25 protein-coding genes are annotated in these 26,031 nt (G+C 63.8%); 17 read left to right on the top strand and 8 right to left on the bottom strand.

Annotated elements, in window-relative coordinates:
* Positions 1 to 12: 12 nt before the first annotated feature.
* Complete coding sequence (locus KNN17_RS17075) at positions 13 to 480, bottom strand: SRPBCC family protein (protein ID WP_241710142.1); 468 nt, start codon at positions 478 to 480, stop codon at positions 13 to 15.
* A gap of 166 nt (positions 481 to 646) precedes the next feature.
* On the opposite strand from KNN17_RS17075, the gene clpB reads away from it, so the two are divergent.
* On the top strand, positions 647 to 3,316 hold the full coding sequence (clpB, locus tag KNN17_RS17070) for an ATP-dependent chaperone ClpB (protein WP_241710141.1): 2,670 nt from the start codon (positions 647 to 649) through the stop codon (positions 3,314 to 3,316).
* Here the strand turns inward: clpB and KNN17_RS17065 are convergent, their stop codons facing one another.
* Complete coding sequence (locus KNN17_RS17065) at positions 3,317 to 3,937, bottom strand: septum formation family protein (protein WP_241710140.1); 621 nt, start codon at positions 3,935 to 3,937, stop codon at positions 3,317 to 3,319. It abuts the gene before it with no gap.
* Positions 3,938 to 4,158: 221 nt separating this feature from the next.
* Here KNN17_RS17065 and KNN17_RS17060 point away from each other — a divergent pair, with 221 nt between their 5' ends.
* The 4 genes from KNN17_RS17060 to KNN17_RS17045 all read left to right on the top strand — a co-directional run bounded on the left by KNN17_RS17060 (position 4,159) and on the right by KNN17_RS17045 (position 6,837).
* The gene (locus KNN17_RS17060) at positions 4,159 to 4,392 is read left to right on the top strand and encodes a DUF3073 domain-containing protein (RefSeq protein ID WP_028265518.1); all 234 of its coding nucleotides are present in this window, start codon (positions 4,159 to 4,161) and stop codon (positions 4,390 to 4,392) included.
* A 242-nt stretch (positions 4,393 to 4,634) separates the two neighbouring features.
* A complete protein-coding gene (locus tag KNN17_RS17055; protein ID WP_241710139.1) occupies positions 4,635 to 4,964 on the top strand; it encodes an ArsR/SmtB family transcription factor in 330 nt (109 codons plus the stop codon).
* Positions 4,961 to 5,941 (top strand): TIGR03086 family metal-binding protein, encoded by a 981-nt coding sequence (locus KNN17_RS17050; protein WP_241710138.1) that lies wholly within the window; start codon positions 4,961 to 4,963, stop codon positions 5,939 to 5,941. The genes KNN17_RS17055 and KNN17_RS17050 overlap by 4 nt, the downstream gene beginning before the upstream one ends.
* A gap of 110 nt (positions 5,942 to 6,051) precedes the next feature.
* Positions 6,052 to 6,837 (top strand): VOC family protein, encoded by a 786-nt coding sequence (locus KNN17_RS17045; RefSeq protein WP_241710137.1) that lies wholly within the window; start codon positions 6,052 to 6,054, stop codon positions 6,835 to 6,837.
* A 71-nt stretch (positions 6,838 to 6,908) separates the two neighbouring features.
* Here the strand turns inward: KNN17_RS17045 and purM are convergent, their stop codons facing one another.
* From purM to KNN17_RS17030, 3 genes are all read right to left on the bottom strand, one after another.
* Complete coding sequence (purM, locus tag KNN17_RS17040) at positions 6,909 to 8,069, bottom strand: phosphoribosylformylglycinamidine cyclo-ligase (protein ID WP_078107475.1); 1,161 nt, start codon at positions 8,067 to 8,069, stop codon at positions 6,909 to 6,911.
* Complete coding sequence (gene purF, locus KNN17_RS17035; RefSeq protein ID WP_241710136.1) at positions 8,066 to 9,685, bottom strand: amidophosphoribosyltransferase; 1,620 nt, start codon at positions 9,683 to 9,685, stop codon at positions 8,066 to 8,068. Before purF ends, purM begins: the two co-directional genes overlap by 4 nt.
* 62 nt (positions 9,686 to 9,747) lie before the next feature.
* The gene (locus KNN17_RS17030; protein ID WP_241710135.1) at positions 9,748 to 10,131 is read right to left on the bottom strand and encodes a hypothetical protein; all 384 of its coding nucleotides are present in this window, start codon (positions 10,129 to 10,131) and stop codon (positions 9,748 to 9,750) included.
* Positions 10,132 to 10,267: 136 nt separating this feature from the next.
* On the opposite strand from KNN17_RS17030, the gene KNN17_RS17025 reads away from it, so the two are divergent.
* Genes KNN17_RS17025 through KNN17_RS17000 form a run of 6 tightly spaced genes read left to right on the top strand, consistent with a single transcriptional unit; the run spans position 10,268 to position 17,000 of the window.
* Positions 10,268 to 11,812, top strand: coding sequence for an amino acid permease (locus tag KNN17_RS17025; RefSeq protein WP_241710134.1), 1,545 nt, complete (start codon positions 10,268 to 10,270; stop codon positions 11,810 to 11,812).
* A gap of 58 nt (positions 11,813 to 11,870) precedes the next feature.
* The gene (locus tag KNN17_RS17020) at positions 11,871 to 12,605 is read left to right on the top strand and encodes a FadR/GntR family transcriptional regulator (RefSeq protein WP_078107478.1); all 735 of its coding nucleotides are present in this window, start codon (positions 11,871 to 11,873) and stop codon (positions 12,603 to 12,605) included.
* Positions 12,602 to 14,014 (top strand): glutamine synthetase family protein, encoded by a 1,413-nt coding sequence (locus KNN17_RS17015; RefSeq protein ID WP_274619743.1) that lies wholly within the window; start codon positions 12,602 to 12,604, stop codon positions 14,012 to 14,014. The genes KNN17_RS17020 and KNN17_RS17015 overlap by 4 nt, the downstream gene beginning before the upstream one ends.
* Before the next feature lie 4 nt (positions 14,015 to 14,018).
* A complete protein-coding gene (locus tag KNN17_RS17010) occupies positions 14,019 to 14,813 on the top strand; it encodes a gamma-glutamyl-gamma-aminobutyrate hydrolase family protein (RefSeq protein WP_241710133.1) in 795 nt (264 codons plus the stop codon).
* Positions 14,810 to 16,174 (top strand): aldehyde dehydrogenase family protein, encoded by a 1,365-nt coding sequence (locus KNN17_RS17005; RefSeq protein WP_241710132.1) that lies wholly within the window; start codon positions 14,810 to 14,812, stop codon positions 16,172 to 16,174. The genes KNN17_RS17010 and KNN17_RS17005 overlap by 4 nt, the downstream gene beginning before the upstream one ends.
* Before the next feature lie 43 nt (positions 16,175 to 16,217).
* Complete coding sequence (locus KNN17_RS17000) at positions 16,218 to 17,000, top strand: 3-oxoacyl-ACP reductase (RefSeq protein WP_241710131.1); 783 nt, start codon at positions 16,218 to 16,220, stop codon at positions 16,998 to 17,000.
* A 130-nt stretch (positions 17,001 to 17,130) separates the two neighbouring features.
* On the opposite strand, the gene uraH is transcribed toward KNN17_RS17000, so the two are convergent.
* Together uraH and uraD are read right to left on the bottom strand one after the other, a co-directional pair.
* Positions 17,131 to 17,472, bottom strand: coding sequence for a hydroxyisourate hydrolase (uraH, locus tag KNN17_RS16995; protein WP_241710130.1), 342 nt, complete (start codon positions 17,470 to 17,472; stop codon positions 17,131 to 17,133).
* Positions 17,469 to 17,999, bottom strand: coding sequence for a 2-oxo-4-hydroxy-4-carboxy-5-ureidoimidazoline decarboxylase (gene uraD, locus KNN17_RS16990; protein ID WP_241710129.1), 531 nt, complete (start codon positions 17,997 to 17,999; stop codon positions 17,469 to 17,471). Before uraD ends, uraH begins: the two co-directional genes overlap by 4 nt.
* Positions 18,000 to 18,341: 342 nt before the next feature.
* Here uraD and KNN17_RS16985 point away from each other — a divergent pair, with 342 nt between their 5' ends.
* On the top strand, positions 18,342 to 19,436 hold the full coding sequence (locus tag KNN17_RS16985) for a pyridoxal-phosphate-dependent aminotransferase family protein (protein ID WP_241710128.1): 1,095 nt from the start codon (positions 18,342 to 18,344) through the stop codon (positions 19,434 to 19,436).
* Positions 19,437 to 19,567: 131 nt separating this feature from the next.
* Here the strand turns inward: KNN17_RS16985 and KNN17_RS16980 are convergent, their stop codons facing one another.
* Positions 19,568 to 20,494 carry an Lrp/AsnC family transcriptional regulator gene (locus tag KNN17_RS16980; protein WP_241710170.1) on the bottom strand — a complete coding sequence of 309 codons (927 nt, stop codon included), beginning with the start codon at positions 20,492 to 20,494 and terminating at the stop codon, positions 19,568 to 19,570.
* 298 nt (positions 20,495 to 20,792) lie between these two features.
* Between KNN17_RS16980 and KNN17_RS16975 the strand changes: the two genes are divergently transcribed.
* The 5 genes from KNN17_RS16975 to KNN17_RS16955 all read left to right on the top strand — a co-directional run bounded on the left by KNN17_RS16975 (position 20,793) and on the right by KNN17_RS16955 (position 25,950).
* Entirely contained in the window at positions 20,793 to 21,641 is an 849-nt protein-coding gene (locus KNN17_RS16975; RefSeq protein ID WP_241710127.1) for a transporter substrate-binding domain-containing protein, read from the top strand.
* 66 nt (positions 21,642 to 21,707) lie between these two features.
* A complete protein-coding gene (locus tag KNN17_RS16970; protein ID WP_241710126.1) occupies positions 21,708 to 22,442 on the top strand; it encodes an amino acid ABC transporter permease in 735 nt (244 codons plus the stop codon).
* The gene (locus tag KNN17_RS16965; protein WP_308196836.1) at positions 22,439 to 23,245 is read left to right on the top strand and encodes an amino acid ABC transporter ATP-binding protein; all 807 of its coding nucleotides are present in this window, start codon (positions 22,439 to 22,441) and stop codon (positions 23,243 to 23,245) included. Before KNN17_RS16970 ends, KNN17_RS16965 begins: the two co-directional genes overlap by 4 nt.
* Entirely contained in the window at positions 23,235 to 24,233 is a 999-nt protein-coding gene (locus tag KNN17_RS16960) for a C-terminal binding protein (protein ID WP_241710125.1), read from the top strand. The genes KNN17_RS16965 and KNN17_RS16960 overlap by 11 nt, the downstream gene beginning before the upstream one ends.
* A gap of 43 nt (positions 24,234 to 24,276) precedes the next feature.
* Complete coding sequence (locus KNN17_RS16955; protein ID WP_241710124.1) at positions 24,277 to 25,950, top strand: amidohydrolase; 1,674 nt, start codon at positions 24,277 to 24,279, stop codon at positions 25,948 to 25,950.
* Positions 25,951 to 26,031: the final 81 nt, after the last annotated feature.

The following is a 26,031-nucleotide window of genomic DNA, read 5'->3' as shown; positions in this document are numbered from 1 at the left end:
TGAGACAGACCACTAGGAGTTTTTCCGGGTGGCTACCGCCGAGAGCGCGGCCAGGCCCTTTTCGAAGTCGCCACCCACCATCTTTTCCATGTTCATGAACAGGGCGAAGATTTTGCCGAGGCCTTTGTTCTCACCGGCCATTGTCCAGGTGACGCGGGTACCGTCCCCTTCGGGCACGAACGTGAACCCCGTGGGGTTGACGGCCTTCATTGGCTTGGTGAATTCGAGGCGGATGTCGATCTTGCCGGGCTCCTCCGAGCCAACGATTTCCATGGTCCCGGTGCCGGCCTTGTTGTTGCCGCTCCAGGCATACTTGGCCCCGACGCCCGATTCGTTGCCCGAGTAGCTGCGGCTCAGCTGGGGGTCGACAGCTTCCCACGGAGACCATTTGGTCCACTCGTGGAAGTTGTTGACGAAGGGGAAGATGTCCGAGGGCGCTGCGGGGATGAGCGCATTGCGAGTGACTGTGAAGGGTGCCATGTGCATATCGTACGGCGGCGAGGGTCGCCGCGCCGCAATAAGCGGGCGGGGCTATGGACATGGGTTTCGCCGTCGGCAAACATGGAGCAGGAGGGATGATTCGTCAAAGTTGAGCATAGTAGACTCAACTTTGAGAAACAGTCGTCTTCCCGAGAGGAGCTCTTCCATGGACGTCAAATTCACCACCAAGAGCCAGGAGGCTCTTTCCGCCGCGGCCATGAACGCCTCCACCGCCGGAAATCCGCAACTGGAGCCAGCCCACCTGCTCAAAGCGCTCATGGACCAGCGCGAGGGCGTTGCCGTGGCGCTTTTGCGCGCCACTGGTGCGGACCCGGATGCCGTGAGCGTACAGGCGAGTTCGGCCATCAAGGCCTTGCCGTCGTCGTCGGGCAGTTCCGTGCAGCAAGCGCAGCTTTCCCGTCCTTCCATGCAGGCGATCCAGGCCGCCCAGAACGAGGCCGAGAAACTCGGTGATTCCTTCGTATCCACTGAGCACCTCCTCTTGGGTCTCTCTGCCGGGAGCGACGCCGTAGGGAAGCTACTGCGCGACGCCGGCGCCTCCCACGAAGCGCTCCTCGCCGCCCTGCCGGGTGTCCGTGGCGACCGGAAAGTCACCTCGCAGGACCCGGAAAACACCTTCCAAGCGCTCGAGAAATACGGCACGGACCTCACGGCGGTCGCGCGCTCCGGCAAGCTGGATCCCGTGATCGGGCGGGACAGTGAAATCCGGCGGGTCGTCCAGGTCCTGAGCCGCCGCACCAAGAACAACCCCGTGCTGATCGGTGAACCCGGCGTCGGCAAGACCGCCGTCGTGGAAGGGCTCGCCCAGCGCATCGTGGCAGGTGACGTGCCGGAAAGCCTGCGGGGCAAGACCCTCATCGCCCTGGACCTCGCATCCATGGTGGCCGGCGCGAAGTACCGCGGTGAATTCGAGGAACGGCTCAAGGCCGTGCTGGAGGAGATCAAGAACTCCAACGGGCAGATCGTCACGTTCATCGACGAAATCCACACTGTGGTGGGAGCCGGTGCCACCGGTGAAAGCGCCATGGACGCAGGGAACATGCTCAAGCCCATGCTGGCCCGCGGCGAGCTGCGCCTCATCGGCGCCACCACGCTGGACGAGTACCGTGAGAATGTCGAGAAGGACCCCGCCCTGGAACGCCGCTTCCAGCAGGTTTACGTCGGCGAGCCGAGCGTCGAGGACACCATCGGCATCCTCCGCGGCCTCAAGGAACGCTACGAGGCCCACCACAAGGTAGCCATCGCGGACTCCGCCCTCGTGGCCGCGGCCACGCTCTCCAACCGCTACATCTCGGGCCGCCAGTTGCCGGACAAGGCGATCGACCTCGTGGACGAGGCCGCGTCCCGGCTGCGCATGGAAATCGACTCCGCTCCCGAGGAAATCGACCAGCTTCGCCGTGCCGTGGATCGTCTCACCATGGAGGAACTGGCCCTCGAGCGCGAGACCGATGCGGCCTCCATCGAACGCCTCGCTGCGCTCCGTGCGGACAAAGCGGACAAGAAGGAAGCCCTTGGGGCGCTGAATGCCCGTTGGGAAGCCGAGAAGGCCGGACTCAACCGTGTCGGCGACCTCAAGGCGAAAATCGACGAACTTCGTTCGGCCGCTGAAAAACACCAGCGTGAAGGCGACCTTGAGGCTGCCTCACGCATTCTCTACGGCGAACTACCCGCATTGGAGCGTGAGCTCAGTGCGGCAGCCGAGGAAGAGTCCGCCCGGGAAGCGCGCGGCGAAGCGAAGCCCGCCCTGATGGTCGCGGAGGAAGTCACGGCGGACGATATCGCCGAGGTCATTTCTGCCTGGACCGGAATCCCCGCCGGCCGCATGCTGCAGGGCGAATCCCAGAAGCTCCTGCACATGGAAGAGGAACTCGGAAAACGGTTGATCGGCCAGTCCAAGGCGGTGGCCGCCGTCTCCGACGCCGTCCGCCGCGCCCGTGCGGGCATCAGCGACCCCAACCGTCCCACGGGTTCGTTCCTGTTCCTGGGCCCCACCGGTGTCGGTAAAACCGAGCTCGCCAAGGCACTCGCCGACTTCCTGTTCGACGACGAGCGCGCCATGGTGCGGATCGACATGTCCGAATATGGGGAGAAGCACTCCGTAGCCCGGCTGGTCGGCGCCCCTCCCGGATACGTGGGCTACGAGGAAGGCGGCCAGCTCACGGAAGCGGTCCGCCGTCGACCGTACTCCGTCATCCTGCTCGACGAGGTGGAGAAAGCCCACCCCGAAGTGTTCGACATCCTCCTGCAAGTGCTTGACGACGGCCGTCTCACGGACGGGCAGGGCCGCACCGTGGACTTCCGGAACACCATCCTCGTGTTGACCTCCAACTCGGGCAGCCAGTTCCTTGTGGATCCAACGCTGGACCCCACGGCGAAGCGAAACGCGGTCATGGCCGTGGTCAACTCGTCCTTCAAGCCGGAGTTCCTCAATAGGCTCGATGAGATTGTGCTGTTCGATCCGCTCAGCGTGGACGAGCTCGCCAGGATCGTCGAGCTGCACGTGGACGAGCTGACCAAGCGGCTGCACGACCGTCGGCTCACCCTCCAGGTCAGCGACGGCGCCCGTGCCTGGCTCGCGATGTCCGGTTACGATCCCGCGTACGGCGCCCGTCCATTGCGACGGCTGGTACAACGCGAGATCGGCGACCGCCTGGCCAGGGAGATCCTCGCCGGAGAGATCGCGGACGGCGACACGGTCCTGGTGGACACCGCGGCCGACTTCGACGAGCTCACCATCAAGGGGCTCGAAGCTTTGACGGGTCCCGACGGCGGAGCGCCAGTGGGCAGCGGCCTGACAGTGAGGCGGAAGGACTGACTACTTCTGCAGCACCGATTCCTTGAGCGTGTTTCCCGTGTTGACCACGATGAAGCAGTCCACGCGACGGTCACCGTTGTCCCAGCTGGTGGCGCTCGGGTACACGTTCTGCTGCAGGAGTGCGTACTTGGTGGAGGCTTCGTTGAGCATCACATCACGGCAGATTTCGCGGCCTTTGTCACGCAAGGCATTGGCGCCGGGGAAACTGTCCTCAGCCTTGTACCGGAAGATGGCACCCAGCTGGGCCGAATGGCCGGTGGTGCAGTCCACCACTTTGGACGTGGTGGCATTGGAGTCGAAATCCGCGAAGCAATCGCCCAGCTGGTAATCCTTTGCCTCGACGTCCGCCGGGAGGGGGCCGCGGCTGGTGGACGTGGCCGGTCCGGGGGTGGAAACGGCCGCCGGATGATTGGCCAGGACTCCAACGAGGATCCAGATCACCACGCCTATGAGGATCAGTACGCCCAGCACAATGCCGCCGATGATGATCCGATACTTCGTGATGGAGTCCAGGGCGCTCCGCAGGGGGGAACCAGGGTCTGCCGACGACTCCTCGTCGCCTGTACCGTTGTTGCCCTGGGGGGTGTTGTCCTGGCCCATGTCTGAGTTTGCGCCTTTCATGCGTGCGGCCCGATATTAGGGCGACTCTACCCAAGTTTTTCATGCCAACGAACGGTGATGCTGCCAGGTGGAACGGTGACGCCGCTTTCGCGACGGTCATGGCAAGCAGTAGCTCCCGAAAGCATGTAATCTAGACATACGACAAATTGACCAAACATTCCGGGGCCTCACCGATAGCCAAGGTGACCACCTCCGGTCCAAGTACAAAAGGGGGTCACGCCATGGGGCGCGGCCGTCAAAAGGCAAAAGCTACCAAGCAGGCTCGGGACATTAAGTACTACTCCCCGAACACTGACTATTCGGCCCTTCAGCGCGAGCTGACCGGGCCATCAAGTCGTGCGACGAGCCGATTCGCGGATGATCCGCCGGAGCCGGACTACTCGGCTTACGAGGACAAGTACGCACAGGACTTGGAAGACGATGACGACGAGGTAGACACCCGCCGTATCGGATAGCTGTAGCAACAATCAGGTGCCTTTCGGCATCGAGTTGCGTATCGCCGTCGTACACGAGGTCATTTGGCATCCCCGGATGCCACCCAAAACGATCGAGCCCGTAGGGCGCGCCTTGATTGGCGCGCCCTACGGGCTTTTTCGTTCCCTTTTGCCCTACAGGGTCCCGTACCTCACAAAGTCGGCCAGGAATCCCAAGCGGAAGCCTTTGACGGAATGTGTTAGTGACGGCTAACGTATTAACCATGCTCGACCCACTGGAAGTTGCCGCGGAGCCGAACAGGCGGCGTCTGTTGCACCTGCTTGCGGCGGGCGAGCGGACCGTGACGGAGCTGGCTGGCGAATTCACGGTAAGCAGATCCGCCGTCTCGCAGCATTTGTTGCTGCTGGAGCAGGTAGGCCTCGTTGCGGCCCGCAAAGAGGGACGCAACCGCTACTACCGCTTGGATCACGGCGGCATGAGAGAACTCCGGATGCTTTTTGAGCAGTTCTGGACCGCTGAGCTGGACATGCTCCTCGCGGACGCACAACACTTCACCACCGACCGCCTTCAAACATCAGAGGAATCACCATGATTTACGACAAGACCGTTCTTCTTCCCCTCAACGTCGACCAGGCGTTCGAACTCATCACGCAGCCCGCACGCCTCCGCCGCTGGCAGACCGTTGCGGCACGCGTCGACCTGAAGGTAGGCGGTGAATACCGCTGGACCATCACCCCGGGTCACCACGCGGCCGGAACGTTCACCGAAATCGAGCCGGGCAAGCGCGTCGTCTTCACCTGGGCCTGGGAGCAGCCCGAAGCGCCGGCGGACAACGTCTCCACCGTAGCCATCACCCTTGAGCCGGCCGACGGCGGGACCACGGTGCGTCTGGTGCACGAGGGACTGCCGACGGCGGAAGCCCTTGCGGGCCACTCCGAGGGTTGGAACCACTACCTCGACCGCCTCCTCGCTGCCGCCTCCGCGGGCGACGCAGGTGCCGACGAATGGGCCGCAGCCCCCGCCGATCTCAACGAGCTCACCTCCGCGGACGCCACGCTTGCCATTGTGCAGCGCGTGCTGGCGCACGTCACGGAAACCGACGCGCAGACCCAGACCCCGTGCGCCGATTTCAACGTCTCGCAGTTGCTTGACCACCTCGCCGGATCGATTGCAGGCATCGCCAAGGCCCTGGGCGCCGAAGTAGCCGACGACTCCGGCAAGTCGCCTGAAGTGCGCATCGCCGACCTTGCGCAGCCCGCGCTCGAAGCCTTCCACCGCCGCGGCCTTGAAGGCACCATCGACATGGGCTTCGCCGAACTGCCGGCCACGATGGTCGCCTCGATCCTCAACCTCGAGTTCCTGGTCCACGCGTGGGACTTCTCCAAGGCCCTGGGCCTCGAGGTCTCGGTGGCAGATGAGCTGACCGATTACGTCGAGGTCCTCGCGCAGAACACCATCAGCGAGCAGGTCCGCGCGAGTGGCAGCTTCGCGCCGGCCCAGGAAGTCGCCGAGACGGCATCCAGCCTGGAGCGCCTGGTCGCGTTCACCGGCCGGACTGTTCACGCATAGAACGTTCCTGAGGGGTCCACCGGCGCCGGCTGTTGTCAGTGTCGGACCCCCGTACTACTTTGAACGTGGTATCCGCCGGCGCCAGCCGGCTATTCAACGAAGGGATAGCAATGCCGCAGGTTGATAGCTACAAGCAGGGAACTCCGTGTTGGGTGGACCTTTCGTCGTCGGACATTGAGGCTTCCAAGGCCTTCTACGGTGATCTGTTCGGCTGGGAATTGGACTCGATGGATGCCGGCAACGGCATGACCTACTACATGGCCAAGCTGCAGGAGCGCTACGTAGCGGGCATGATGCAGCAGATGCCGGACATGGCTGCGGCAGGGGCGCCGTCCTTTTGGGGCAACTACCTCGCCGTCGATTCGGTCGATGAGGCCGCTGAGCGCGTGACGGCGGCGGGCGGAAACGTCCTCTTCCCGCCGGACAGCGTCCCCAACGGGAGCGGGCGGATGTTCTTCGCCGCCGATCCCACGGGTGCGCAGATCGGCTTCTGGGAGGCCGGAAACCACCATGGCGCCGGGTTGGTCAATGAACCCGGCACGGTGGTCTGGAATGAACTGCAGACAAACGACGTCCCCAAGGCCGTGGCCTTCTATGAATCCGTGACGGGATGCGCCAGCGAGACGGCCGCGGCCGGAGATCTGCAGGAATACACCCAGTTCGTGGTGGACGGGAAGTCCGTAGGCGGCGCCATGAAGCAGCCTGTGGAGGGTATGCCGCCGTTCTGGATGACCTACTTCTATGTTGCGGACGTGAACGAATCCGTAGCGAAGGCCGTCGAGCTCGGGGCCCAGGTCTTCGCGCCGGCCTTCGATGTCCCCGGTGTCGGCCGCATGGCAGTCCTTGGCGATCCCGCCGGAGCCGCCTTCAGCGTCATGGCCGCAGAAAGCAACTAAGCCCTAAACAAGAGTGCCCACCCGACTGCCGGATCGGCAAGGGGGTGGGCACTCGTTTGCATTAAGAACCGTTATGCATAGGTGTTCACGAGGCGCACGGCGCCGCCGTCGACGCCCTTGGCGCCCTGGACGTAGTCCGGGCCGCTCTTGATAATCGAGTCGGAGTCCGCAGCCACGGTACCCATGACCCACGACGGCAAGCCGCGCTCATTGAGGCGCGCCACGGCGGCGTCGGCGATTTCGGGGGAAACGATGGCCACCATGCCGACGCCGAGGTTGAGCGTGCGCTCAAGGTCGGCCAGCGGCACATTGCCGAGCTCGGAGACCAGCTTGAAGATGGCCGGCAGTTCCCACGTGGCGCGGTCAACCGTGGCCACGAGGCCTTGAGGCAGGACGCGGGCAAGGTTGGCCGCGAGGCCGCCGCCGGTGACGTGGCTGAAGCCGTGCACGGCGCCGGGCGCAGTACCCAGGCCGCTGACCGGGAATGCGCGGGCGAGGTCCAGGCAGTCGGCGGCGTAGACGCGGGTGGGCTCCAGCAGTTCTTCGCCCAGGGTGCGGCCGAGTTCGGAGACCTGGCGATCGAGTGCCCAGCCGGCGTGGTTGATCACGCGGCGGACCAAGGAGTAGCCGTTGGAGTGCAGGCCGGAGGATGCCATGCCGATCACGACGTCGCCGGCGCGGACACGGTCCGGGCCAAGCAGGGCGTCGGCTTCGACAACACCCGTAGCTGCACCGGCGACGTCGTACTCGTGCTCACCCAGCAGGCCCGGGTGCTCAGCGGTTTCGCCGCCCACCAAGGCAGTGCCTGCCACGGAACAAGCGGCCGCGATGCCGCGGACGATGTCCGCGATGCGCTCGGGGACAACCTTGCCGCACGCGATGTAGTCGGTCATGAAGAGCGGCTCGGCGCCGACCACGACGATGTCGTCCACCACCATGCCGACCAGGTCGAAGCCGATGGTGTCGTGGATGTCCATGGCCTGGGCGATGGCAACCTTGGTGCCGACGCCGTCGGTGGACGTGGCGAGCAGCGGCTTCTTGTAGGTGAGCAGCTTCGAGACATCGTACAGGCCGGCGAAACCGCCGACGCCGCCGAGCACTGAGCTGTTGTGGGTCGCCTTGACGGCGTCCTTCATGAGTTCGACGGCGCGGTCGCCCGCTTCGACGTCGACGCCGGCGGACGCGTAGGTGATGCCGGTTGTGTTCTCAGCGGCGGAGGATGCGGAGGTCATACAGACTCTTTCTTATCGGCGTCGGTCAGCAGGTTCTCAAACTCGGCGTCGGGTCCGGGGTCGCAGCCCGTGGCGCCGGGCTTGTTGGCCGGGTCGTCCGAGTCCGCGGTTACGGCTTCGGCGGAGATGCCCGACGTCGGCAGCCCGCCGAGGTCGGTGCGCTCCAGGAGGTTCTTGCCCAGTTTGTCCGAACCCGGAAGGGCGATGGGGTACTGGCCGGTGAAGCAGGCGGTGCAGAGGCGTTCGCGCGGCTGCTGGGTAGCGCCGATCATGCCGTCTTCGGAAATGTAGGCCAGCGAATCCGCTCCGATGGCCTGGGAGATTTCCTCGATGGTGGCACCGTTGGCGATCAGTTCGGCGCGGGACGCGAAGTCGATGCCGTAGAAGCACGGCCACTGCACGGGCGGGGAGGAGATCTTGATGTGCACGGCTGCGGCACCGGCCTCGCGGAGCATCCGGACAATGGCGCGCTGGGTGTTGCCGCGGACGATCGAGTCATCCACTACCACCACACGCTTGCCGCGGATCACGGACTCAAGGGCGTTGAGTTTGAGCCGGATGCCGAGCTGGCGCAGAGTCTGGGAGGGCTGGATGAACGTGCGGCCCACGTAGGAGTTCTTGACGAAGCCGTGCGCGAACGGGATGCCGGATTCCTCGGCGTAGCCCACTGCCGCCGGAGTTCCGGACTCAGGCACCGGGATGACGATGTCCGCTACCTGGGTGTTCTCGCGGGCCAGCTGGCGGCCCATCTCCACGCGGGACTCGTACACGGAGCGTCCGGCAATCGAAGCGTCGGGGCGCGCAAGGTAGACGTACTCGAAAACGCAACCGGCCGGCGTCGCTTCCGCGAAACGCTGGGAACGGACGCCGTTCTCGTCGATGGCGATGAACTCGCCGGGCTCGATCTCGCGGATGAAACTCGCGCCGACGGTTGCCAAGGCGGACTGCTCCGAGGCGACAACCCAACCGCGCTCGAGGCGGCCAAGGCACAAGGGCCGGATGCCGAAGGTGTCCCGGGCAGCGTAGAGGGTGCCTTCGTCCATGAACACGAAGCAGAAGCCGCCCCGGATCTTGGGAAGCAGCTCAAGCGCGGTTTGTTCGAGGGTCTTGCCCTCTTCGCCTTCGAGGAGGGCGGTGACCAGGGCGGTGTCCGAGGTGTTGCCCTGCTTCATTTCGCCGGTCAGCTGGCCGCCGTTGAGTTCGAGGATCATTTCCCGGAGCTCAGCGGTGTTGGTCAGGTTGCCGTTGTGCGCGAGGGCAACGGTGCCGGTGGCGGTTGCGCCCAGGGTGGGCTGCGCGTTTGCCCAGTGGCTTGCTCCGGTGGTGGAGTAGCGGCAATGGCCGACGGCAAGGTGCCCGGTGAGGGTGTTCAGGGTTGTCTCGTCGAAGACCTGGGACACGAGGCCCATGTCCTTGTAGACATTGATGCGCTTGCCGTCACTGGTAGCAATACCAGCCGATTCTTGTCCGCGGTGCTGCAACGCATACAGCCCGTAATAGGTCAGTTTTGCTACTTCTTCGCCCGGCGCCCAGACCCCGAAGACGCCACAAGCGTCCTGAGGTCCTTTTTCGTCGGGGAGAAGATCATGAGAAAGTTTTCCGTCGCCACGTGCCACTGGTCAATTGTCGCATGATGTTGGCGTGGTACTTTCCCTCACGCGGCATTGTGACCGGGATCCTATCCCTCGGCGTCGTCCTCTGTGCTGTCGGGTACGGACTCGACGACGGCGCGACGGGAACGCCGCACGCTGACCTTGTCGAGCACGAGGGCCGCGATGGCACCGAGCAGAACGCCTCCAGCGGCAAAAGAGACAAGGAAGAACCCGAAGACCGCCCCGGTGTCGAAGCTCTCGTCGCCGGGGATCCCGTAGGCAACGAATGCGGCAACGATGATGCCGAGCACCCCGCCCAGGCCCATGAAGGGAACGAACTTCGGTGCGCGCCGGACCGTGATCCCGCGGCGTTCCGGAGTGCCGTTGTCTGCCGCGGCGTTGCGTGCCGGGCTGTTGTGTGACGTGCTGTTTTGCGATGTGCCGTCGGCGTTCGCGCCCTCAGAAACCATGCCTTCCAGCTTACCGTTCCGAGGAGGTTGGTTTGTGGTCTGAAGTCAGACCATTGACAGACTGGTGTGAAGTGGGTCACCATCGATGCGAGCGGTGTCGGCCCGTTCCCCCCTTCCGTTTAGAAAGAGAATAATCATGAGTGATCGTTCTACGGCAGCGAAGGTGCAGGCTGTGCAAGACGCAGATGCTGCGGCCCTCGCCGAGCTTGGCTACAAGCAAGAGCTACATCGCGGCATGTCCGGCTTCTCCAACTTCGCAGTTTCGTTTTCCATCATTTCGATCTTGGCTGGCTGCATTACCTCCTTCAGCATTGCGCTCAAGTCCGGCGGCCCGGCTGCCATCAATGTGGGTTGGCCGATCGTTGGCCTCCTGGTCCTGTGCGTGGCACTTTCCATGGCCGAGGTTTGTTCGCGATATCCGACAGCCGGTGGCCTTTATTTCTGGGCCGGCAGGCTCGCCAAACGCAACAAGCGGGCCTGGGCCTGGTACGTCGGTTGGTTCAATTTCCTCGGGGAAGTGGCCGTCACGGCGGCAATCGACTTTGGCTGCGCCACAACAATGATGGCTTTCGCGGCGCTCACCTTCGGCGTCGAGCCCACCGCTGGCGGTACGTTCGCGCTGTTCGTTGTCCTGATGATCATCCACGCCCTGCTGAACAGTTTCGGCGTCAAGATTGTCAGTTTCCTGTCCAATGTCTCCGCCTGGTGGCACATTGTGGGCGTCGCGATCATCGTGGCAGCGCTGTGGATCATGCCCACGAGCCACCAGTCCTTCGACTGGACGATGACGGCATGGCACAACGAAACCGGCTTCACCTTCGGACCGTACGTCTTCCTTATGGGCCTGCTCATGTCGCAGTACACCTACACCGGCTACGATGCTTCGGCCCACGTTGCCGAAGAGACCAAGAACGCAGCCATCGCTGCTCCCAAGGGGATTGTCATGAGCGTGGTCATCTCCATTATTGGTGGCTGGATTCTGCTCTACTCACTCGTCGCGGCGATCCCGAACGGCTCAGAGGAGGGTCTCACCACCCTAGGTGCCACGCCAACCGGCTTGCCGCCGGCACAGATTTTCCTGGATGCACTTGGCAACCCTGGCGTAGCGAAATTCCTGCTCGCCATCGTGGTGGGCGCGCAGTTCTTCTGTGGCATGGCGTCAGTGACCGCCAACTCACGCATGACCTACGCTTTCTCCCGCGACAATGCACTGCCAGGCTCCCGTATCTGGGCCAAAGTCAACGCCCGGAGCGGCACACCCACAAATTCCATCTGGCTCTGCGTGGGCTGCGCGATCGTGCTCGCTTCACCCGCACTGTTCAACACCACCGCGTACTTTGCCGTGACGAGCGTCGCCGTCATCGGCCTCTACATCGCGTACATCACCCCGGTGTTGCTGCGCAGGCTCAACAAGAGCTTCGTACCAGGCCCGTGGCACCTCGGAAAATGGAGTCCCATCATCAACTGGATAGCGATTGTGTGGGTCGCCATCATCGTGATCCTCTTCGTTCTTCCGCCCGTCGCAGACATCACCATCGACACGTTCAACTACGCGCCGATCGCCGTCGTGGTCGTGTTCCTCCTTGCCACCGTGCTTTGGTACACCACGGGGCGCCGGACGTTCATGACGAGTGCCGAACAGGAGCACTTGACGATCGACGCCGATAAGCTGCTCAACTAGCAACACACGCGGGCCGCCGGCGGTTCTCGCCGGCGGCCTCCCACCAAGGAAGGCCACCATGTTGTTCGCCGAACCGATTGAATCGCCCCTGCTGGAGACGGTCTTGCTTCCCGTGCGCGGACACATGGCCTTCGAGTCATGCGTCGAGCACTTGGGATCGGCAATCCAGTTGGGGATCTTCAAAACCGGCGAGCGTCTCCCGCCCGAGCGCGATTTGGCCGAGCGCATGCAGGTCTCCCGGGCCACGCTGCGGGAAGCGATCAGCGCGTTGCGCGCCGCGGGCTTCGTCACGACCGTCCGTGGGAGGGGCGGCGGAACCATCGTGGAACCGGTCGGCAACGCCCGGCCGCCGGAGCGTCTCGACAACAAGGACCGGCAGGAGGAAATGAGCGACATCCTCATCTTCCGCTCGGTGATCGAACCGGGAGCCTGCCAGCGGGCGGCTTCGATGCGGCTCAGCGAGGATCAGCGGCGGCTTCTGACCGATTCCTTGGCTGAGGTTGAAAACGCGGGTTCGCCGGTGGAATACAGGCAAGCGGACGCCCGCCTTCACCTGGCTTTCTCCGCTGTTGCGGGGTCATCCGAGCTCAATAAAGCCAGCACCACCATCCAGACAAAGATCCACGAGTTCCTGGCGGAAATCCCCTTCCTGCAGCGGAACATCGAACATTCAAACCAAGAACATCGATTGATAGTGCAGGCCATCCTCGACGGGGAGCCTGCAGCGGCCCGGAGCGTCATGGAATTGCATTGCGAGTCCACTGCCGCACTACTCAAGGGACTACTGAAATGAGCAGCACCATGAACGACATTTCGAACACCGTGAAAACCACCGCTCACCCTCGCAATGACCGGATGCTCACCGTTGAGCAACTCAAGGCGCAGATCGGCGACGGCACCATAGACACCGTGATTCTCGGCTTCACCGACATGCAGGGCAGGCTTCAGGGCAAGCTACTCCACGCGCAATTCTTCCTGGATTCCGTGCTGGAGCATGGCACCGAGGGCTGCAATTACCTCCTCGCCGTGGACACCGAAATGAACACCGTGGATGGCTATGACATTTCCTCGTGGGAAAAGGGCTATGGAGACATGCTCTTCGACATGGATTTGGACACCATCCGTGTCCTTCCCTACCGCGAGGGGAGTGCGCTGATCCAGTGCGATCTGTCCATGACCGACGGCACTCCGGTCTCCGTTTCACCCCGCGCCATGCTCAAGCGCCAGACGGCCAAGGCGGCCGAGCGCGGTTGGAAGGCACTCGCCGGAACCGAGCTTGAGTTTGTGGTCTACAACGACTCGTACGAGCAAGCATGGGACCTCGACTACAAGCACCTCACGCCGGCCAATCAATACAACGTGGATTACTCGCTCTTGGGATCCGGCCGCGTGGAACCCCTGCTCCGCCGGATCCGGAACGAGATGTACGCAGCGGGCATGACCGTGGAATCAGCCAAGGGTGAATGCAACTTCGGCCAGCACGAGATCGCGTTCAAGTACGACGAGGTGGTCACCACGGCGGACAACCATTCCGTGTACAAGACGGCGGCCAAGGACATTGCCCATGACATGGGCCAATCCATTACCTTCATGGCCAAGCCCAACGAACGCGAGGGCAATTCCTGCCACATCCACCTCTCCCTTCGCGGGCTCGACGATGAGCTGGTCTTCTGGGACAGGGCCACCGGCGCCCGCACCAAGACCTACGATCACTTCATCGCCGGCGTGCTGGCCACAATGCGGGAATTCACGCTCTTCTACGCTCCCAACATCAACTCCTACAAGCGGTTCGTCAAAGGCTCGTTCGCTCCGACGGCGGTGGCCTGGGGCCTCGACAACCGCACCTGCTCGGTGCGCCTCGTGGGGCATGGGCAGAGCGCGCGGCTGGAGAACCGGCTGCCCGGGGGCGACGTCAACCCGTATTTGGCGTTGTCGGCCATGCTCGCCGGCGGTCTTTACGGAATCGAAAACGAGCTCGAACTCGAACCGGCAACCACCGGCAACGCCTACACCTCGGGCGCTCCCACCGTTCCGACGACGATGCGGGAAGCGCGGGACCTGTTCGCCAACTCCGTGATCGCCAAGGAAGTCTTCGGCGAGGAAGTAGTCCGGCACTACGTGAACTACGCCGACGTCGAACTGGCAGCTTTTGAGTCCGCCATCACGGACTGGGAGCTCCGCCGCGGCTTCGAAAGGCTGTAGAGCGATGATCCAGACGCAAGCTCCAGGTTCAAACCGGCCTCCTCGCATCGCCCTCACTACCTACCTTCAAAACGCAAAATGGGGGATTTGGGACGCGCATGCAGCAGTGCTGCCAGCAACGTATTTGGAAGCCGTGGTGGGGGCAGGCGGCACCCCTCTCCTGCTGCCGCCCATCGGCACCGATACTTCCGTCCTTGACCTCGTCGATGGCCTGATCGTGGTGGGAGGCGCCGACGTCGACCCCGGAAATTACGACGCCGAGCCCCACCCAAGCACTCGCAGCCAGCCCGCGCGGGACGAGCACGACATCGCGTTGACGCTGGCCGCATTGGAGAAGGGCATTCCGCTCTTTGCGATCTGCCGCGGTGCTCAAATCCTCAACGTGGCCTTGGGCGGAAACCTCATCCAACATGTGCCTGACGTGCTGCCGGAGGCCAACTACCAACCTGCTCCCGGAGTCTACGGGGAGGTTGAGTTCGATACGCGGCCGGGCAGCATCAGCGCGCAACTACTAGGCGAAAAGGCATCGGCGCCGGTCTATCACCACCAGATTCTGGACCGGGTGGCTGACGGTCTTTGCGTCACGGCGCGCGCGGCTGACGGCACGGTGGAAGCCGTCGAGTCCACCCAGGGAAGTTGGGCGTTGGGCGTTCAGTTTCATCCTGAACAAAATCCTTCCGACTTGCGCCTCTTTGAAGGATTCATTGACGCAGCCAGAAGGTACCGGGAGGGCGGGCTTTACGTTGAGCTCCCCGATCCCTCGACGGAAACCACAGCGACAGAAAAGAGCTGGGCGTGAGTGCCACGACTTTTGACATCATCAATCCGGCCACCGAAGAATTCCTTCAGACCGTAGAACTGGCATCCCTCGCCGAAACGGACGCGCTGATTGCCCGCGCGGCCGCCGCCTTTGAGACCTGGCGGAAAGTGTCGCCGTCGGACCGGGCACTGCTCCTGCGCCGGTTCGCGGCCGCCGTCGACGCCGATCTGGAGAACCTCGCACAATTGGAAGTCCGCAACGCGGGGCATACGATCGGCAACGCCCGCTGGGAAGCGGGCAATGCGCGCGACGTCATCAGCTACTACTCGGCGGCTCCTGAGCGGCACTTCGGGCGGCAGATCCCGGTTGCCGGAGGCCTCGATGTGACCTTCCACGAGCCGCTGGGCGTGGTTGGCATCATTGTGCCGTGGAACTTTCCCATGCCGATCGCGGCGTGGGGCTTCGCGCCGGCGCTCGCGGCAGGCAACACAGTGGTACTCAAGCCCGCGGAACTTACGCCGCTGACGGCGATGAGGCTGGGTGAGCTGGCGCGCGAGGCCGGCCTGCCCGACGGCGTGCTGACGATCATCCCCGGGAAGGGCTCCGTAGTGGGGGCGCGATTCGTCACCCACCCTGCGGTGCGAAAGGTCGTCTTTACCGGGTCAACCGGGGTTGGCAAGCAGATCATGGCCGGTTGTGCTGACCAAGTGAAGCGCGTGACGCTCGAGTTGGGTGGCAAGAGCGCGAACATCGTGTTCGCCGACGCCGACCTTGAGGCCGCTGCTGCGGCCGCTCCCGGCGGCGCGTTCGACAATGCCGGACAGGACTGCTGCGCCAGGTCCCGGATCCTGGTGGAAAGATCGGCCTATGACAGCTTCTTGGAACTCCTGGAGCCCGCTGTTCGGGCTGTCAAAGTCGGCGACCCGGCGGATGAAAGTACCGTCATGGGGCCTTTGATTTCCGCCCGGCAAAGGGAAACCGTCGCAGGATTTGTGCCCTCGGGAGCTCCCATTGCTTTCCAAGGCGAGGTGCCGGAAGGGCCGGGATTCTGGTTCCCGCCCACGGTCCTGGCGCCCGACTCGTTCGACAATCCGGCGGTGCGTGAGGAGATCTTCGGACCCGTCGTCGTCGTCGTTCCTTTCAACGACGAGGCGGGCGCCGTACGGATTGCCAATGACACCGAATACGGCCTCTCCGGATCCATCTGGACCCAAGACATTGGCCGGGCCTTGCGTGTGGCCCGCGGAGTGGATGCCGGAAACCTCTCGGTGAACTCGCACTCTTCAGTCCGGTATTCGACGCCGTTCGGCGGCTTCAAGCAATCGGGCCTGGGCCGCGAACTGGGTCCTGACGCGCTCGATTCCTTCAGCGAAGTGAAGAACGTCTTCATCGCGCACTGAACCCACCAACTTTGGAAGCCCCATCATTCAAGGAGAGATCACCATGACCGAATTCATTTCACACCGACTCAAGGACCGCACAGCCGTTATCACCGGTGGCGGCAGCGGGATCGGCCTGGCCACGGCAAAGCGCTTCGCCTCGGAGGGTGCCAACGTGGTCATAGCCGACATTGATCCGGCAGCAGGGGAAGCTGCAGCGGCCGCCGTCGATGGCATCTTCGTGAAGGTCAATGTCACTGACGAGCAGGAAGTCATCGACCTTTTCGCCGCAGCCAAGAGCCACTACGGCAGCGCGGATATCGCGTTCAACAACGCGGGTATTTCGCCGCCGGACGATGCATCCATCCTCGACACCGGAATTGACGCCTGGCGCCGGGTCCAGGAGGTCAACCTGACGAGCGTCTATTACTGCTGCAAATACGCGCTGCCGTACATGTTGGAGCAAGGCAAGGGCTCGATCATCAACACCGCGTCCTTTGTGGCCGTGATGGGTGCGGCAACTTCGCAGATCTCCTACAGCGCGTCCAAGGGCGGCGTGCTTGCCATGACCCGTGAACTGGGCGTCGAATTCGCGCGCAAGGGTGTGCGGATCAACGCATTGTGCCCCGGGCCTGTCAACACTCCTTTGCTGAAGGAACTCTTCGCCTCCGATCCGGAGCGGGCCGCCCGCCGTTTGGTCCACGTGCCGCTTGGTCGCTTCGCCGAGCCCGAGGAACTGGCCGCTGCGGTAGCCTTCCTGGCGAGCGACGACGCCTCGTTCATTACCGCGTCGACCTTCATGGTTGACGGCGGCATCTCGGGAGCCTACGTCACCCCGATCGACTAGTTTCCATCGATTGCTCCGTAACGGTCCTTTTGGAGCCTGAAAACGACTGTTACGTAGGCCCACGCCGGCGAGGGCCCCGACCTGAGCTTGCGAAGGTTGGGAGCCGGTGGGGAGCAATCGATGGGACAGGTTAGCTGCCTCGGTATGTGGAGAACGCGAAGGGGCTGAGCAGGAGGGGCACGTGGTAGTGCTCGCCGGCGTCGGACACCGTGAAGCTCAAGTCCACTTCCGGGAAAAAGGTGTCCACGCCTTGTGCCTTGTAGTACGGACCTGTTGCGAAGTTGAGGCGGTAGCTGCCGCCGTCGACCTTCTCAGGGCCGAGATCCTTGATCCGGCCGTCCGCGTCGGTGGTACCGCTCGCCACGTGCTTCCAGTTGTCGCCGTCGCGCACGGAGAGAACGACGGCGACGCCGGCCGCCGGGCGCCCCGAACCGGTGTCCAGGATATGGGTGGTGATCTGGGAAACGCTCATTTGTTGGGCACTCCTTCGCTGCTGACACTGGCTTCGCTGATCACGCCGGCAAGGCGCAGTAACGCGATTTCGCGCAACTGGCCTGCCACGATGACGTCTTCTTGCTCCGCGGTGTGGCCCAGGCGCTCTTGGAGGGAGCCGAGGATGTCGGTGGCTGTCCGCCCCGCGGCCCGGATGAGGAAGACGCGGCCGAACTTGGCCTCGTACTCGCGGTTGCCTTCGGCCAAAGCGGTGACGACGCCGTCATCGCCGGGGTCCACGCCGGCCTGTTCGGAGCGGGACATCGCGGCTTCGGTGGTCTGGGCCTTGGGCCGTTCGCCGATCCGGGGATGGTGGGCCATCGCCGCCGCCACTTCGTCCGAGGTGAAGGGTTCGGCGGTTTCCCGGGCGAAATCGAGCAAGGAGTCCAAGCCGTTGAAGGGGCGCGCATCTGCGACGTGCTCCACCCAACGCTGGATGTCGAGGCATGGGCGGAGGACGTCGATGGCGTCCGCACGGTCCACGCTGTTGAATACTTCAAGCTTCATGCTTGTTCATTCCTCGTGCGAGTGCTGGCATCCATGGTGTTGGCTATGCGGAACTCCGGCGATTCCTGCCGGATGGACCTGTGCGCCTCCGCACTCCAGGCCTTCCACATCATGGAACTGTTATTTCAGCATACGTAATAGTGAATCCAATGACTGCCGTGGTGTCAAGAGAATACCGCACCCCGGTCCTCCGGGCCCCGCACTGCCCTTTCCCGAAACGCTCGCTCACCTTTGGTGCCCTTTCCCGAAACGCTCGCTCACGTTTGCCGGGTTCTACCGAAACGCTCGCTCACGTTTGCCGTCTGGTGGACAATGTCAGCAACGAGCCAAAGGAGTTCCGCCATGCCAGAGGTCCTGACTTCCCGGTATCTCTTCGGACCGGGGCCGAGCAATTGCTATCCGGAAGTGACTGCCGCGTTGGCCTATCCGGTGATCGGGCACTTGGATCCGGTGTTCATCGAGCGACTGGACCGGACATGTGCCGGGCTTCGGACAGTGTGGGGGACCCGGAACGCCCGCACCCTGCCATTGAGTGCCACTGGTTCCGGCGGCATGGAGGCTGCCTTCGTCAATACAGTGTCCGACGGCGACGTGGCGGTAATTGCCGTCAACGGGCTTTTCGGGGAGCGGATGTGTGAGGTTGCCCGGCGATGCGGTGCCACCGTGGTCCGCGTCGACCATGAATGGGGCCAGCCCGTGGATCCGGAGCGGGTCCTCGCAGCGCACCCCCATCCCAAAGTGATTGCCGCCGTCCATGCCGAAACCTCCACAGGTGTCCTGTCCGACGTCGCGCCCCTCGGCGCCGGCAAGGGTGACGCGCTCCTGATCGTGGACGCGGTGACGTCCATCGGCGGGCTGGAACTCCTGGCTGACGGCTGGGGGATCGACGTCGGGTACGCCGGGACGCAGAAGTGTCTGGGAGCGCCTCCCGGTTTGTCCCCCTTCACGGTGTCCGAGCGCGCGTTCGAGCGGCGCATCAAGGAGCCGCGTTCGTGGTACCTGGATATCGGCCTTCTGGGCGGGTATGTTGGTGCGGCGAGCGGCAGCCGGACGTATCATCACACAGCGCCGGTGACCATGATTGCCGGACTCGAGGCAGGGCTGGACCGCATCTTGGCGGAAGGGCTCGCGGCTGTTCAGGCCCGGCATCGTGCGGCCGGGGCTGAGTTGCGGGATGGCCTCGAGGCGATGGGGCTCGAGCTGTTTGCCGCCGAGGGCTCGCGATTGCCGAGCCTCACAACAGTCAAAGTGCCCGACGGCGTGAACTCGGCCGCCGTCCGCGCTTACCTTCTGGAGAACTTCAGTATGGAAATCGGCTCCGGGGCGGGTGCGTTTACGTCGACCGTGTGGCGGATCGGCATGATGGGTCCGAATGCCAACAGGGCATCGGTGACGCTCGTCCTTGGCGCACTGGAAGAAGCAATCGCCAAAGCCTGACGCTCGCTCACATGTGGCGGCCAAATCCCAAACGCCCGCTCACTTCTGGCCGAAAAGGGCCGGTCATGTGAGCGAGCGTCGGCCCGGGAGGCGTTGTTTGTGAGCGAGCGTCGCAAGAGAGGGGCCGGGGGTCAGTGGCCGTTGGATTGGGCTTTTGTCGCGAGCATCTTGTCGAGGGGCTTGGCGTACCGTTCCTGGACGATCTTCAGGTGCAACCAGCACTCCACGCTTGCCACCGAGTCCATCGCGCGCACCTTGTCCAGGATCTCGTACATTTCGTCCAGCGAGCTGACGCCCACGGTGGCCACGAGGTCGTGCCTGCCGAGGCAACTGGCGATGAACTCTACGCCGGGCGTCGCCGAGAAGAAGTCGATTGCCTCCTCGGTTCCGGCCGCAGTCGAGATTCCGAAGCCAAAGGCCATGGACCGCGAGGAACCGGAGCGGCTCCGGATAGGGCCGATCTGCATGACGCGGGCTTCCAGCAGGCGAAGGACCCGGATCCTGGCAGCGCTTGCCGAGAGGCCGATCCGTTCGCCGAGGGCCTCGAAACCAAGCCGGCCGTCCACTTGCAACTCGCTCATGAGGAGCAGATCCGCCTGATCAAGCTCGAGCCGGGGGTCCGGCGGTTCCTTGCCGAGGAAGAGGCTGCGGACCACCTCTTTGTACATCAGGACATCGACGGCAGCCACGCCTTCGCAAAGCCGGATCGCCTCGACGTCTTCGTAGAGCCTTTCCACAGTGGGCAGGCGGAGTTCGGCGATGATGCCGTATTTGCCCGTGGTCAGCGAGGCGAAGACGGCGCCGTCCAATTGGCTCAGCTTCTCCAGGGCCGCGCGCGCGGAACCGTTCAGCCGGATGGAGAGGTGCGCGACGGCGGTCAGGCCCAGCAGGCGTGGATGGACTGCCGCGACAATCCGCAGCTCTCCGGAGGACGTGAGCTCATTGACCTTGGCCGTCACGGCGGAGCGCGTCACGCCCAGTTGCTTGGATAGCTCGCTGAACGAGGCGCGGCCATCGGCCTGCAGCAGGCGGATCAGCCTGTCGTCCAGATCATGCATGGTCTTCACAATAACCGCCTTGTCTTCGGGGCCGCGGCAGGGGTTGCTCAGCGAAGGTGCGGCGCCCCGGCAAGCCGAGCGCCGCCGTCGTACTTAATACTTTCACGACTCAAGCAACGCGCAAGTGATTTGGAGTCAAAAAATAATATAAACGTACAAAAACTGTGTCACATCCATATTAAACAACTGATTCGCTTGATTTGCGTAGCTTTTTCGCTAGCATCGTGATCAACGCCACATCGGCGCACTCCGACTCGCGTTTCCACGCGACCCCAACAGTTCAATTGGAGATCTGCACATGCTCAAGTTCACGAAGCCCGCTTTGGCGGCCGCTGCGTTGGCCCTGCTGTTGAGCGGCTGCTCCGCCGCGGCTTCCCCCAGTTCCACGGGGCAAGCTCCGGCCACCGCGCCGAAGGGACTCACCACGAGCGGCAAGCTCACCCTGTGTATCGACCCCGAATACGCGCCGCTGGAGTACTACGCCAACGGTTCCAGCGGTGACATCGTAGGGTTCGACGCCGATGCCGCCCGGGCGCTCGCCAAGCATTGGGGCGTCGATGCCAAGTTCGAGGTCACTACGTTCGACGGCCTCATGCCGGGACTCCAGACGCGCCGCTGCGACGCGATCTTCGGCGGCCTGTACATGAGCAAGGCTCGCCTGGACGTCGCAGACGCTTCGGCAGTGATGAACGCGGGTCCCGCGATCCTCGCCGCCCCAAGCAGCGCCGGGAACTACAAGACCTCGCTGGATCTGTGCGGCCACTCCGTCGCAGCGCAGAGTGCCTCCTCCAACGCCGCCCGCATCACTGCGCTCAAGGACGAGTGCAAGAAAGCCGGCAAGGAGGAGCCCAAGCTCACCGAATACCCCAAGACTGCTGAAACGGTGCTGGCTGTCATCAACGGCAAGTCCGAGGCCCTGATCGAGACCAATGTGGCGGCCGCCTACATGGCCAGCCAGAACGAAGGCAAGCTGGCAGTGGCCCCCGGAGTCTTCCCGGCCGACACCACTTTCGGCGTGTTCACCCGCAAGAACGATCCGTTGTCTCCCGCCATCGCGCAGGCGCTCAAGGAACTCCACCAGGACGGCACCCTGGGCAAGATCGCCACGGACAACAAGCTGGACCCCACGATCGTCGACGTCCCCTAGCCATCCTTCCCGCGGGGGCCGCAACAGCGCTGCGGCCTCCGCCACCTCAAGCGAAAGGAGTTGGTGATGGAATTCGACGTCAACATCTTCGTCCAACAACTCGTGAATCCGAGCTACCTGTCCGGGGCTTTCCTGTCCGTGGCCGTCGCGGTGCTTTCACTCATCCTGGCCACGGCCATCGGCTTCGCGGTTGCACTGGGACGCACCTCCCGCAGCCGGATCGCCCAGGGCGTCGCAGGAATCTACACCTGGTTCTTCCGGGCCATCCCCGCGCTGCTGGTGTTGCTCATCATCTGGAACGCCTTGCCGCAGCTCTTTCCCGTCCTCCGCCAGGATTGGTTCTCCCCGTTCATTGCCGCGTTCATCGGCCTGGGCATCGTGGAGGCGGCCTTCATGGCGGAAATCATCCGGTCGGCATTGCTTAGCATCGACGACGGACAGGCCCTCGCCGGCAGGGCGCTTGGGATGTCGCCCGTCAAGGTCATGCTCAAAGTTGTCCTGCCGCAGGCCATCCGTACCGCACTGCCTCCGACAGGCAATGAGTTCATCGGCCTCGTGAAGTTCTCCTCTCTGGCCTCCGTGATTTCCCTGCAGGAACTCCTGACCACGGCCCAGGTAGGAGTGAACATCACGTTCCGCTACGCCGAGTACTACGCCGCGGCAATCGTCTACTACCTCATCATCGTGAGCCTTCTGACGCTTCTCCAAAGCTACGTGGAGAAGAAATTCGTCTGGACGTCACGGTCCAAATCCAAGAAGCCTTCCATCCTGGAACCAGTCGGCCAAGGAGTGCAGTCATGACCCACAGCGGCCCGGAACTCATGCCGGAAACCTGGTCCACCAACGATCCCGTACTGAGCGTGCGGAACCTCCACAAGAGCTACCAGGACCAGCACGTCCTGCGCGGGGTCGAATTCGACATCCGCCAGGGACAAGTCAAAGCAGTGCTCGGCCCTTCCGGTTCCGGCAAGTCCACGATGTTGCGCCTCATGGCGCTCCTTGAACCAGCCGACGACGGCGAGATCCGGCTCCGCGGTCGGCGCATCGGTGTCCGCGAGAAAGCAAGCGGAGCCGTGGCCCTCCCCGAACGCGAACTCGCGAAGGAACGCCGCAACATCGGCATGGTCTTCCAGAAGTTCAACCTGTTCCCGCACCTGACGGCTTGCCGCAACGTGATGCTCGGGCTGACCTCCGTCAAGGGGATCCACCACAAAGAAGCCGAGGAGCAGGCCATGGCCATGCTCCAGCGCGTCGGCCTCTCGCACCGCGCCGGGCATTTTCCGTCGGAACTCTCCGGCGGCCAGCAGCAACGCGTGGCCATCGCCCGCGCCTTGGTGATGAACCCGGACGTCCTCCTCTTCGACGAACCGACCTCCGCCCTTGACCCCGAGTTGGTCGGAGAAGTCCTGGACGTCATGGAAAGCCTGGCCAACGACGGCATGACCATGATCGTCGTCACCCACGAAGTCCGTTTCGCCCGACGGGTGGCCGACGAAGTGACACTGTTCGACAGCGGCGTGATCGTGGAACAAGCAACCCCGGACGAGTTCTTCGACAACCCACAGCACCAACGCACCAGGAAGTTCTTGAGCCATGTCCACTAAGCATCGCCCCCTCGCCGTCTACACGGACATGGAAGACCTCGACTATTCCGCCGGCGTCGCACTGCTCAAAGACAACGGTTACGACGTCCGGTACCTCGGCACCCAGGATCCAGTGGTCATCGCGGAGCAGGCGAAGGACGCCGAAGCCTTGCTGGTGGGCTACGCGCCCGTGACCGCCGAGGTCATGGACGCCATCCCGCGCTTGAAGATCATCGCGCTGGTCTCGATGGGCTTCGACAACGTTGACCTGGATGCCGCCAAGGAGCGGGGCATTTGGGTCAGCAACCTTCCAGGCGTGGCCACCGAGGAAGTCGCTTCGCACGCGCTCGCGCTTGCCCTCGCCATCACGCGCGAAATCCCGTTCTTCCAGGGACGCGTGGCCGAGGGCGACTGGAACGGCCGCCCGGACAACACGGTGTTCCGCCTCAGCCAGGAGCGGCTGGGGCTGATCGGACTCGGGCGGATCGGCAGCCGTCTCGGGGAACTTGCCTCCGGCGTCTTCGGCGAGGTGGTCGGCTACGATCCGTACCTCCCGGACACTCCCACCACCATGGAGATGCTGGCCAAGGCAGGCATCCGCCGGACTGGCCTGGAAGAAGTCCTGGCAGAATCCGCCGTCGTGTCCTTGCACATGCCGCTCACGGACGAAACCCGGCACATCATCAACGCCGGGAGCCTCGCCACCATGCGGCAGGGCAGCTACCTGGTGAACGTGAGCCGCGGGCAGCTGATCGACGACGAAGCCCTACGCACCGCCGTCGACTCCGGCCATATCCGGGGCGCGGCGCTGGACGTGCTCGACGTCGAACCGGCACCTGCCGACCACCCGCTCATGAGCCACCCCCGGATCCTCGTGACGCCCCACGTCGGCTTCCTCTCGGAGTACACGCTGGCCGAATACGTCAGGATCCAGGCGCAGAACGTCATTTCCCAAGCCCGCAGCGGAGCCCCGGACACCCCGTTGTTCGAGCTGGCATCTGCCCGCTGAGTACCGGCCGTACCGCAAACTTCAACACGCAAAGGTCATTTCCATGTCATTCCTGGCATCCCATGAAACTTCAGCCGTGGCTCCCGCCTCGACGCTCTTCTACGGCGGCCGCATCCGGACCGTCGACGCCCTGAACTCCGTCGCGGAGGGGATGCTGGTCATCGGCAACCGTGTTGCCGCCGTCGGGACGCCGCAGGAGTGCCGCGATGCGGCGCTTAAGCTCACGACGGCGGTGCCCGCCGTCGTCGACCTTCGGGGCCGCACATTGGTGCCCGGCTTCATCGACCCGCACGCGCATCCCCTGATGTACGGACAACTGCTGTCCTGGGTGGATTGCGGCCCCGAGGCGGCACCGGATATCCCCACCATGCTTGAACTGCTGGCGAAGGCGGCGGCCGACAACCCGGGGGACACCCCGATCCGCGGCTATGGCTACGAGCACCGCAACCTTGCCGAGCAGCGCCATCCCACGCGGCAGGAGTTCGACACCGTCTCCACCACGCGAGAGGTGTACGTCATGAACGCGAGCGGCCACGGCGGAGTGGTGAACTCGTACGTCCTCGCGAAGGCCGGAGTGGACCGCGACACTCCCAACCCGCCGGGCGGAACGTTCTTCCGGGACGCCGACGGCGAGCTGACGGGCGAACTCTCCGACGCCGCTTGCGACATCCTCACGGGAGACGAAGGCGTCAAGCTGGGGCACCACGGACCGAACTTCCACCTCGGGGACAGCAAGGAACACCACCGCGCCCAGCTGCTGCACGCCCAACGCGAGTTCCTCAGCCACGGCGTGACCACCATCGGCGACGCGCAGGTGACCAAGCGCGAATTCGGCGCCTACCTGGACCTCGTGGAGCGGGGTGAACTGGTGACGCGGATCAACGCTTACTTCCTGTCGAGCCTCTTGGACGAGGTCCTGGAACTTGGTCTCGTGGACAAGTTCGGAGATTCACTCCTTTCCTTCGCCGGAATCAAGCTCTATGCCGATGGCACCTTGGGCGGCTGGACGGCGTACTTCCCGGAGGGGTACCGCGACGATCCTTGCCGCACCGGCTCGCTGTACCATGAGCCGGCCGAGTACCGCGCCCTCGTCGCCAAGGCGCACAACGCCGGGCTGCAGACGGCGACCCACGCCCAATCGCCCACCGCCATTCAGTTGGTGCTCGACGCCGTCAGCGAAGCTCTTTCGGTGTCGCCGCGGGAGGACCACCGGCACAGGATCGAGCACTGCGGACTGCCCACCTTGGAGCAGATCGACCGGATGGCCGAGCTCGGGATCATCCCCGTCAACCAGCCGCAGCACTACTTCAACTGGGGTCCCGGCGTCACGGATGCCATCGGTTCGCCGGGCGAGCGTTTCAACCCCCTCGGTGAATTCGTAGCCGCAGCGGTGCCCGTGACGATGAGCTCGGATGCTCCCGTGGCCGATCCCCGTCCGCTGGAGGCCATCCAGACGTCCGTGACCCGCAAGACCCGCTCCGGCGTCCAACTGGGCTCGGACGATCTTAAGATCGACGTCGTCGAGGCCCTCCGCGCCCACACGATCAACGGTGCGCAGGCCATGGGGCGCGAGAAGGACCTTGGTTCCTTGGAGCCGGACAAGCTGGCCGACTTCGTGATCCTCGCCGCTGACCCGCTTGAGGCGCCGGAAGGCGACATCAGCAGCATCGAGGTTGTGGAGACCTGGGTCAACGGCGTGCGGGTATACGCGGGCTGAGTGAACGCAGTGAAACCCCGACGTCGGCACCCAAGGTGGGTGCCGACGTCGGGGTTTTGTGTTGCTTGCGGCCGGACCCAA

Source organism: Arthrobacter bambusae (assembly GCF_022606295.1).
Classification (GTDB): Bacteria; Actinomycetota; Actinomycetes; order Actinomycetales; family Micrococcaceae; genus Arthrobacter; species Arthrobacter bambusae_A.
This window is presented reverse-complemented; position numbering and strand designations above follow the sequence as displayed.

Excerpts from the sequence above, each read along its gene's own strand:
- KNN17_RS17020 (WP_078107478.1), top strand. The coding sequence starts at position 11,871 with ATGTTGTTCGCCGAACCGATTGAATCGCCCCTGCTGGAGACGGTCTTG.
- KNN17_RS17055 (WP_241710139.1), top strand. The coding sequence starts at position 4,635 with ATGCTCGACCCACTGGAAGTTGCCGCGGAGCCGAACAGGCGGCGTCTG.
- purM (WP_078107475.1), bottom strand. The coding sequence starts at position 8,069 with ATGACCTCCGCATCCTCCGCCGCTGAGAACACAACCGGCATCACCTAC.
- KNN17_RS16980 (WP_241710170.1), bottom strand. The coding sequence starts at position 20,494 with ATGCATGATCTGGACGACAGGCTGATCCGCCTGCTGCAGGCCGATGGC.
- KNN17_RS16955 (WP_241710124.1), top strand. The coding sequence starts at position 24,277 with ATGTCATTCCTGGCATCCCATGAAACTTCAGCCGTGGCTCCCGCCTCG.
- KNN17_RS16985 (WP_241710128.1), top strand. The coding sequence starts at position 18,342 with ATGCCAGAGGTCCTGACTTCCCGGTATCTCTTCGGACCGGGGCCGAGC.
- KNN17_RS17060 (WP_028265518.1), top strand. The coding sequence starts at position 4,159 with ATGGGGCGCGGCCGTCAAAAGGCAAAAGCTACCAAGCAGGCTCGGGAC.
- KNN17_RS16960 (WP_241710125.1), top strand. The coding sequence starts at position 23,235 with ATGTCCACTAAGCATCGCCCCCTCGCCGTCTACACGGACATGGAAGAC.
- KNN17_RS17045 (WP_241710137.1), top strand. The coding sequence starts at position 6,052 with ATGCCGCAGGTTGATAGCTACAAGCAGGGAACTCCGTGTTGGGTGGAC.
- KNN17_RS17025 (WP_241710134.1), top strand. The coding sequence starts at position 10,268 with ATGAGTGATCGTTCTACGGCAGCGAAGGTGCAGGCTGTGCAAGACGCA.
- KNN17_RS17030 (WP_241710135.1), bottom strand. The coding sequence starts at position 10,131 with ATGGTTTCTGAGGGCGCGAACGCCGACGGCACATCGCAAAACAGCACG.
- uraH (WP_241710130.1), bottom strand. The coding sequence starts at position 17,472 with ATGAGCGTTTCCCAGATCACCACCCATATCCTGGACACCGGTTCGGGG.
- KNN17_RS17065 (WP_241710140.1), bottom strand. The coding sequence starts at position 3,937 with ATGAAAGGCGCAAACTCAGACATGGGCCAGGACAACACCCCCCAGGGC.
- KNN17_RS17010 (WP_241710133.1), top strand. The coding sequence starts at position 14,019 with ATGATCCAGACGCAAGCTCCAGGTTCAAACCGGCCTCCTCGCATCGCC.
- KNN17_RS16970 (WP_241710126.1), top strand. The coding sequence starts at position 21,708 with ATGGAATTCGACGTCAACATCTTCGTCCAACAACTCGTGAATCCGAGC.
- clpB (WP_241710141.1), top strand. The coding sequence starts at position 647 with ATGGACGTCAAATTCACCACCAAGAGCCAGGAGGCTCTTTCCGCCGCG.
- KNN17_RS17050 (WP_241710138.1), top strand. The coding sequence starts at position 4,961 with ATGATTTACGACAAGACCGTTCTTCTTCCCCTCAACGTCGACCAGGCG.
- KNN17_RS16975 (WP_241710127.1), top strand. The coding sequence starts at position 20,793 with ATGCTCAAGTTCACGAAGCCCGCTTTGGCGGCCGCTGCGTTGGCCCTG.
- KNN17_RS17000 (WP_241710131.1), top strand. The coding sequence starts at position 16,218 with ATGACCGAATTCATTTCACACCGACTCAAGGACCGCACAGCCGTTATC.
- KNN17_RS17075 (WP_241710142.1), bottom strand. The coding sequence starts at position 480 with ATGGCACCCTTCACAGTCACTCGCAATGCGCTCATCCCCGCAGCGCCC.
- KNN17_RS17015 (WP_274619743.1), top strand. The coding sequence starts at position 12,602 with ATGAGCAGCACCATGAACGACATTTCGAACACCGTGAAAACCACCGCT.
- uraD (WP_241710129.1), bottom strand. The coding sequence starts at position 17,999 with ATGAAGCTTGAAGTATTCAACAGCGTGGACCGTGCGGACGCCATCGAC.
- KNN17_RS16965 (WP_308196836.1), top strand. The coding sequence starts at position 22,439 with ATGACCCACAGCGGCCCGGAACTCATGCCGGAAACCTGGTCCACCAAC.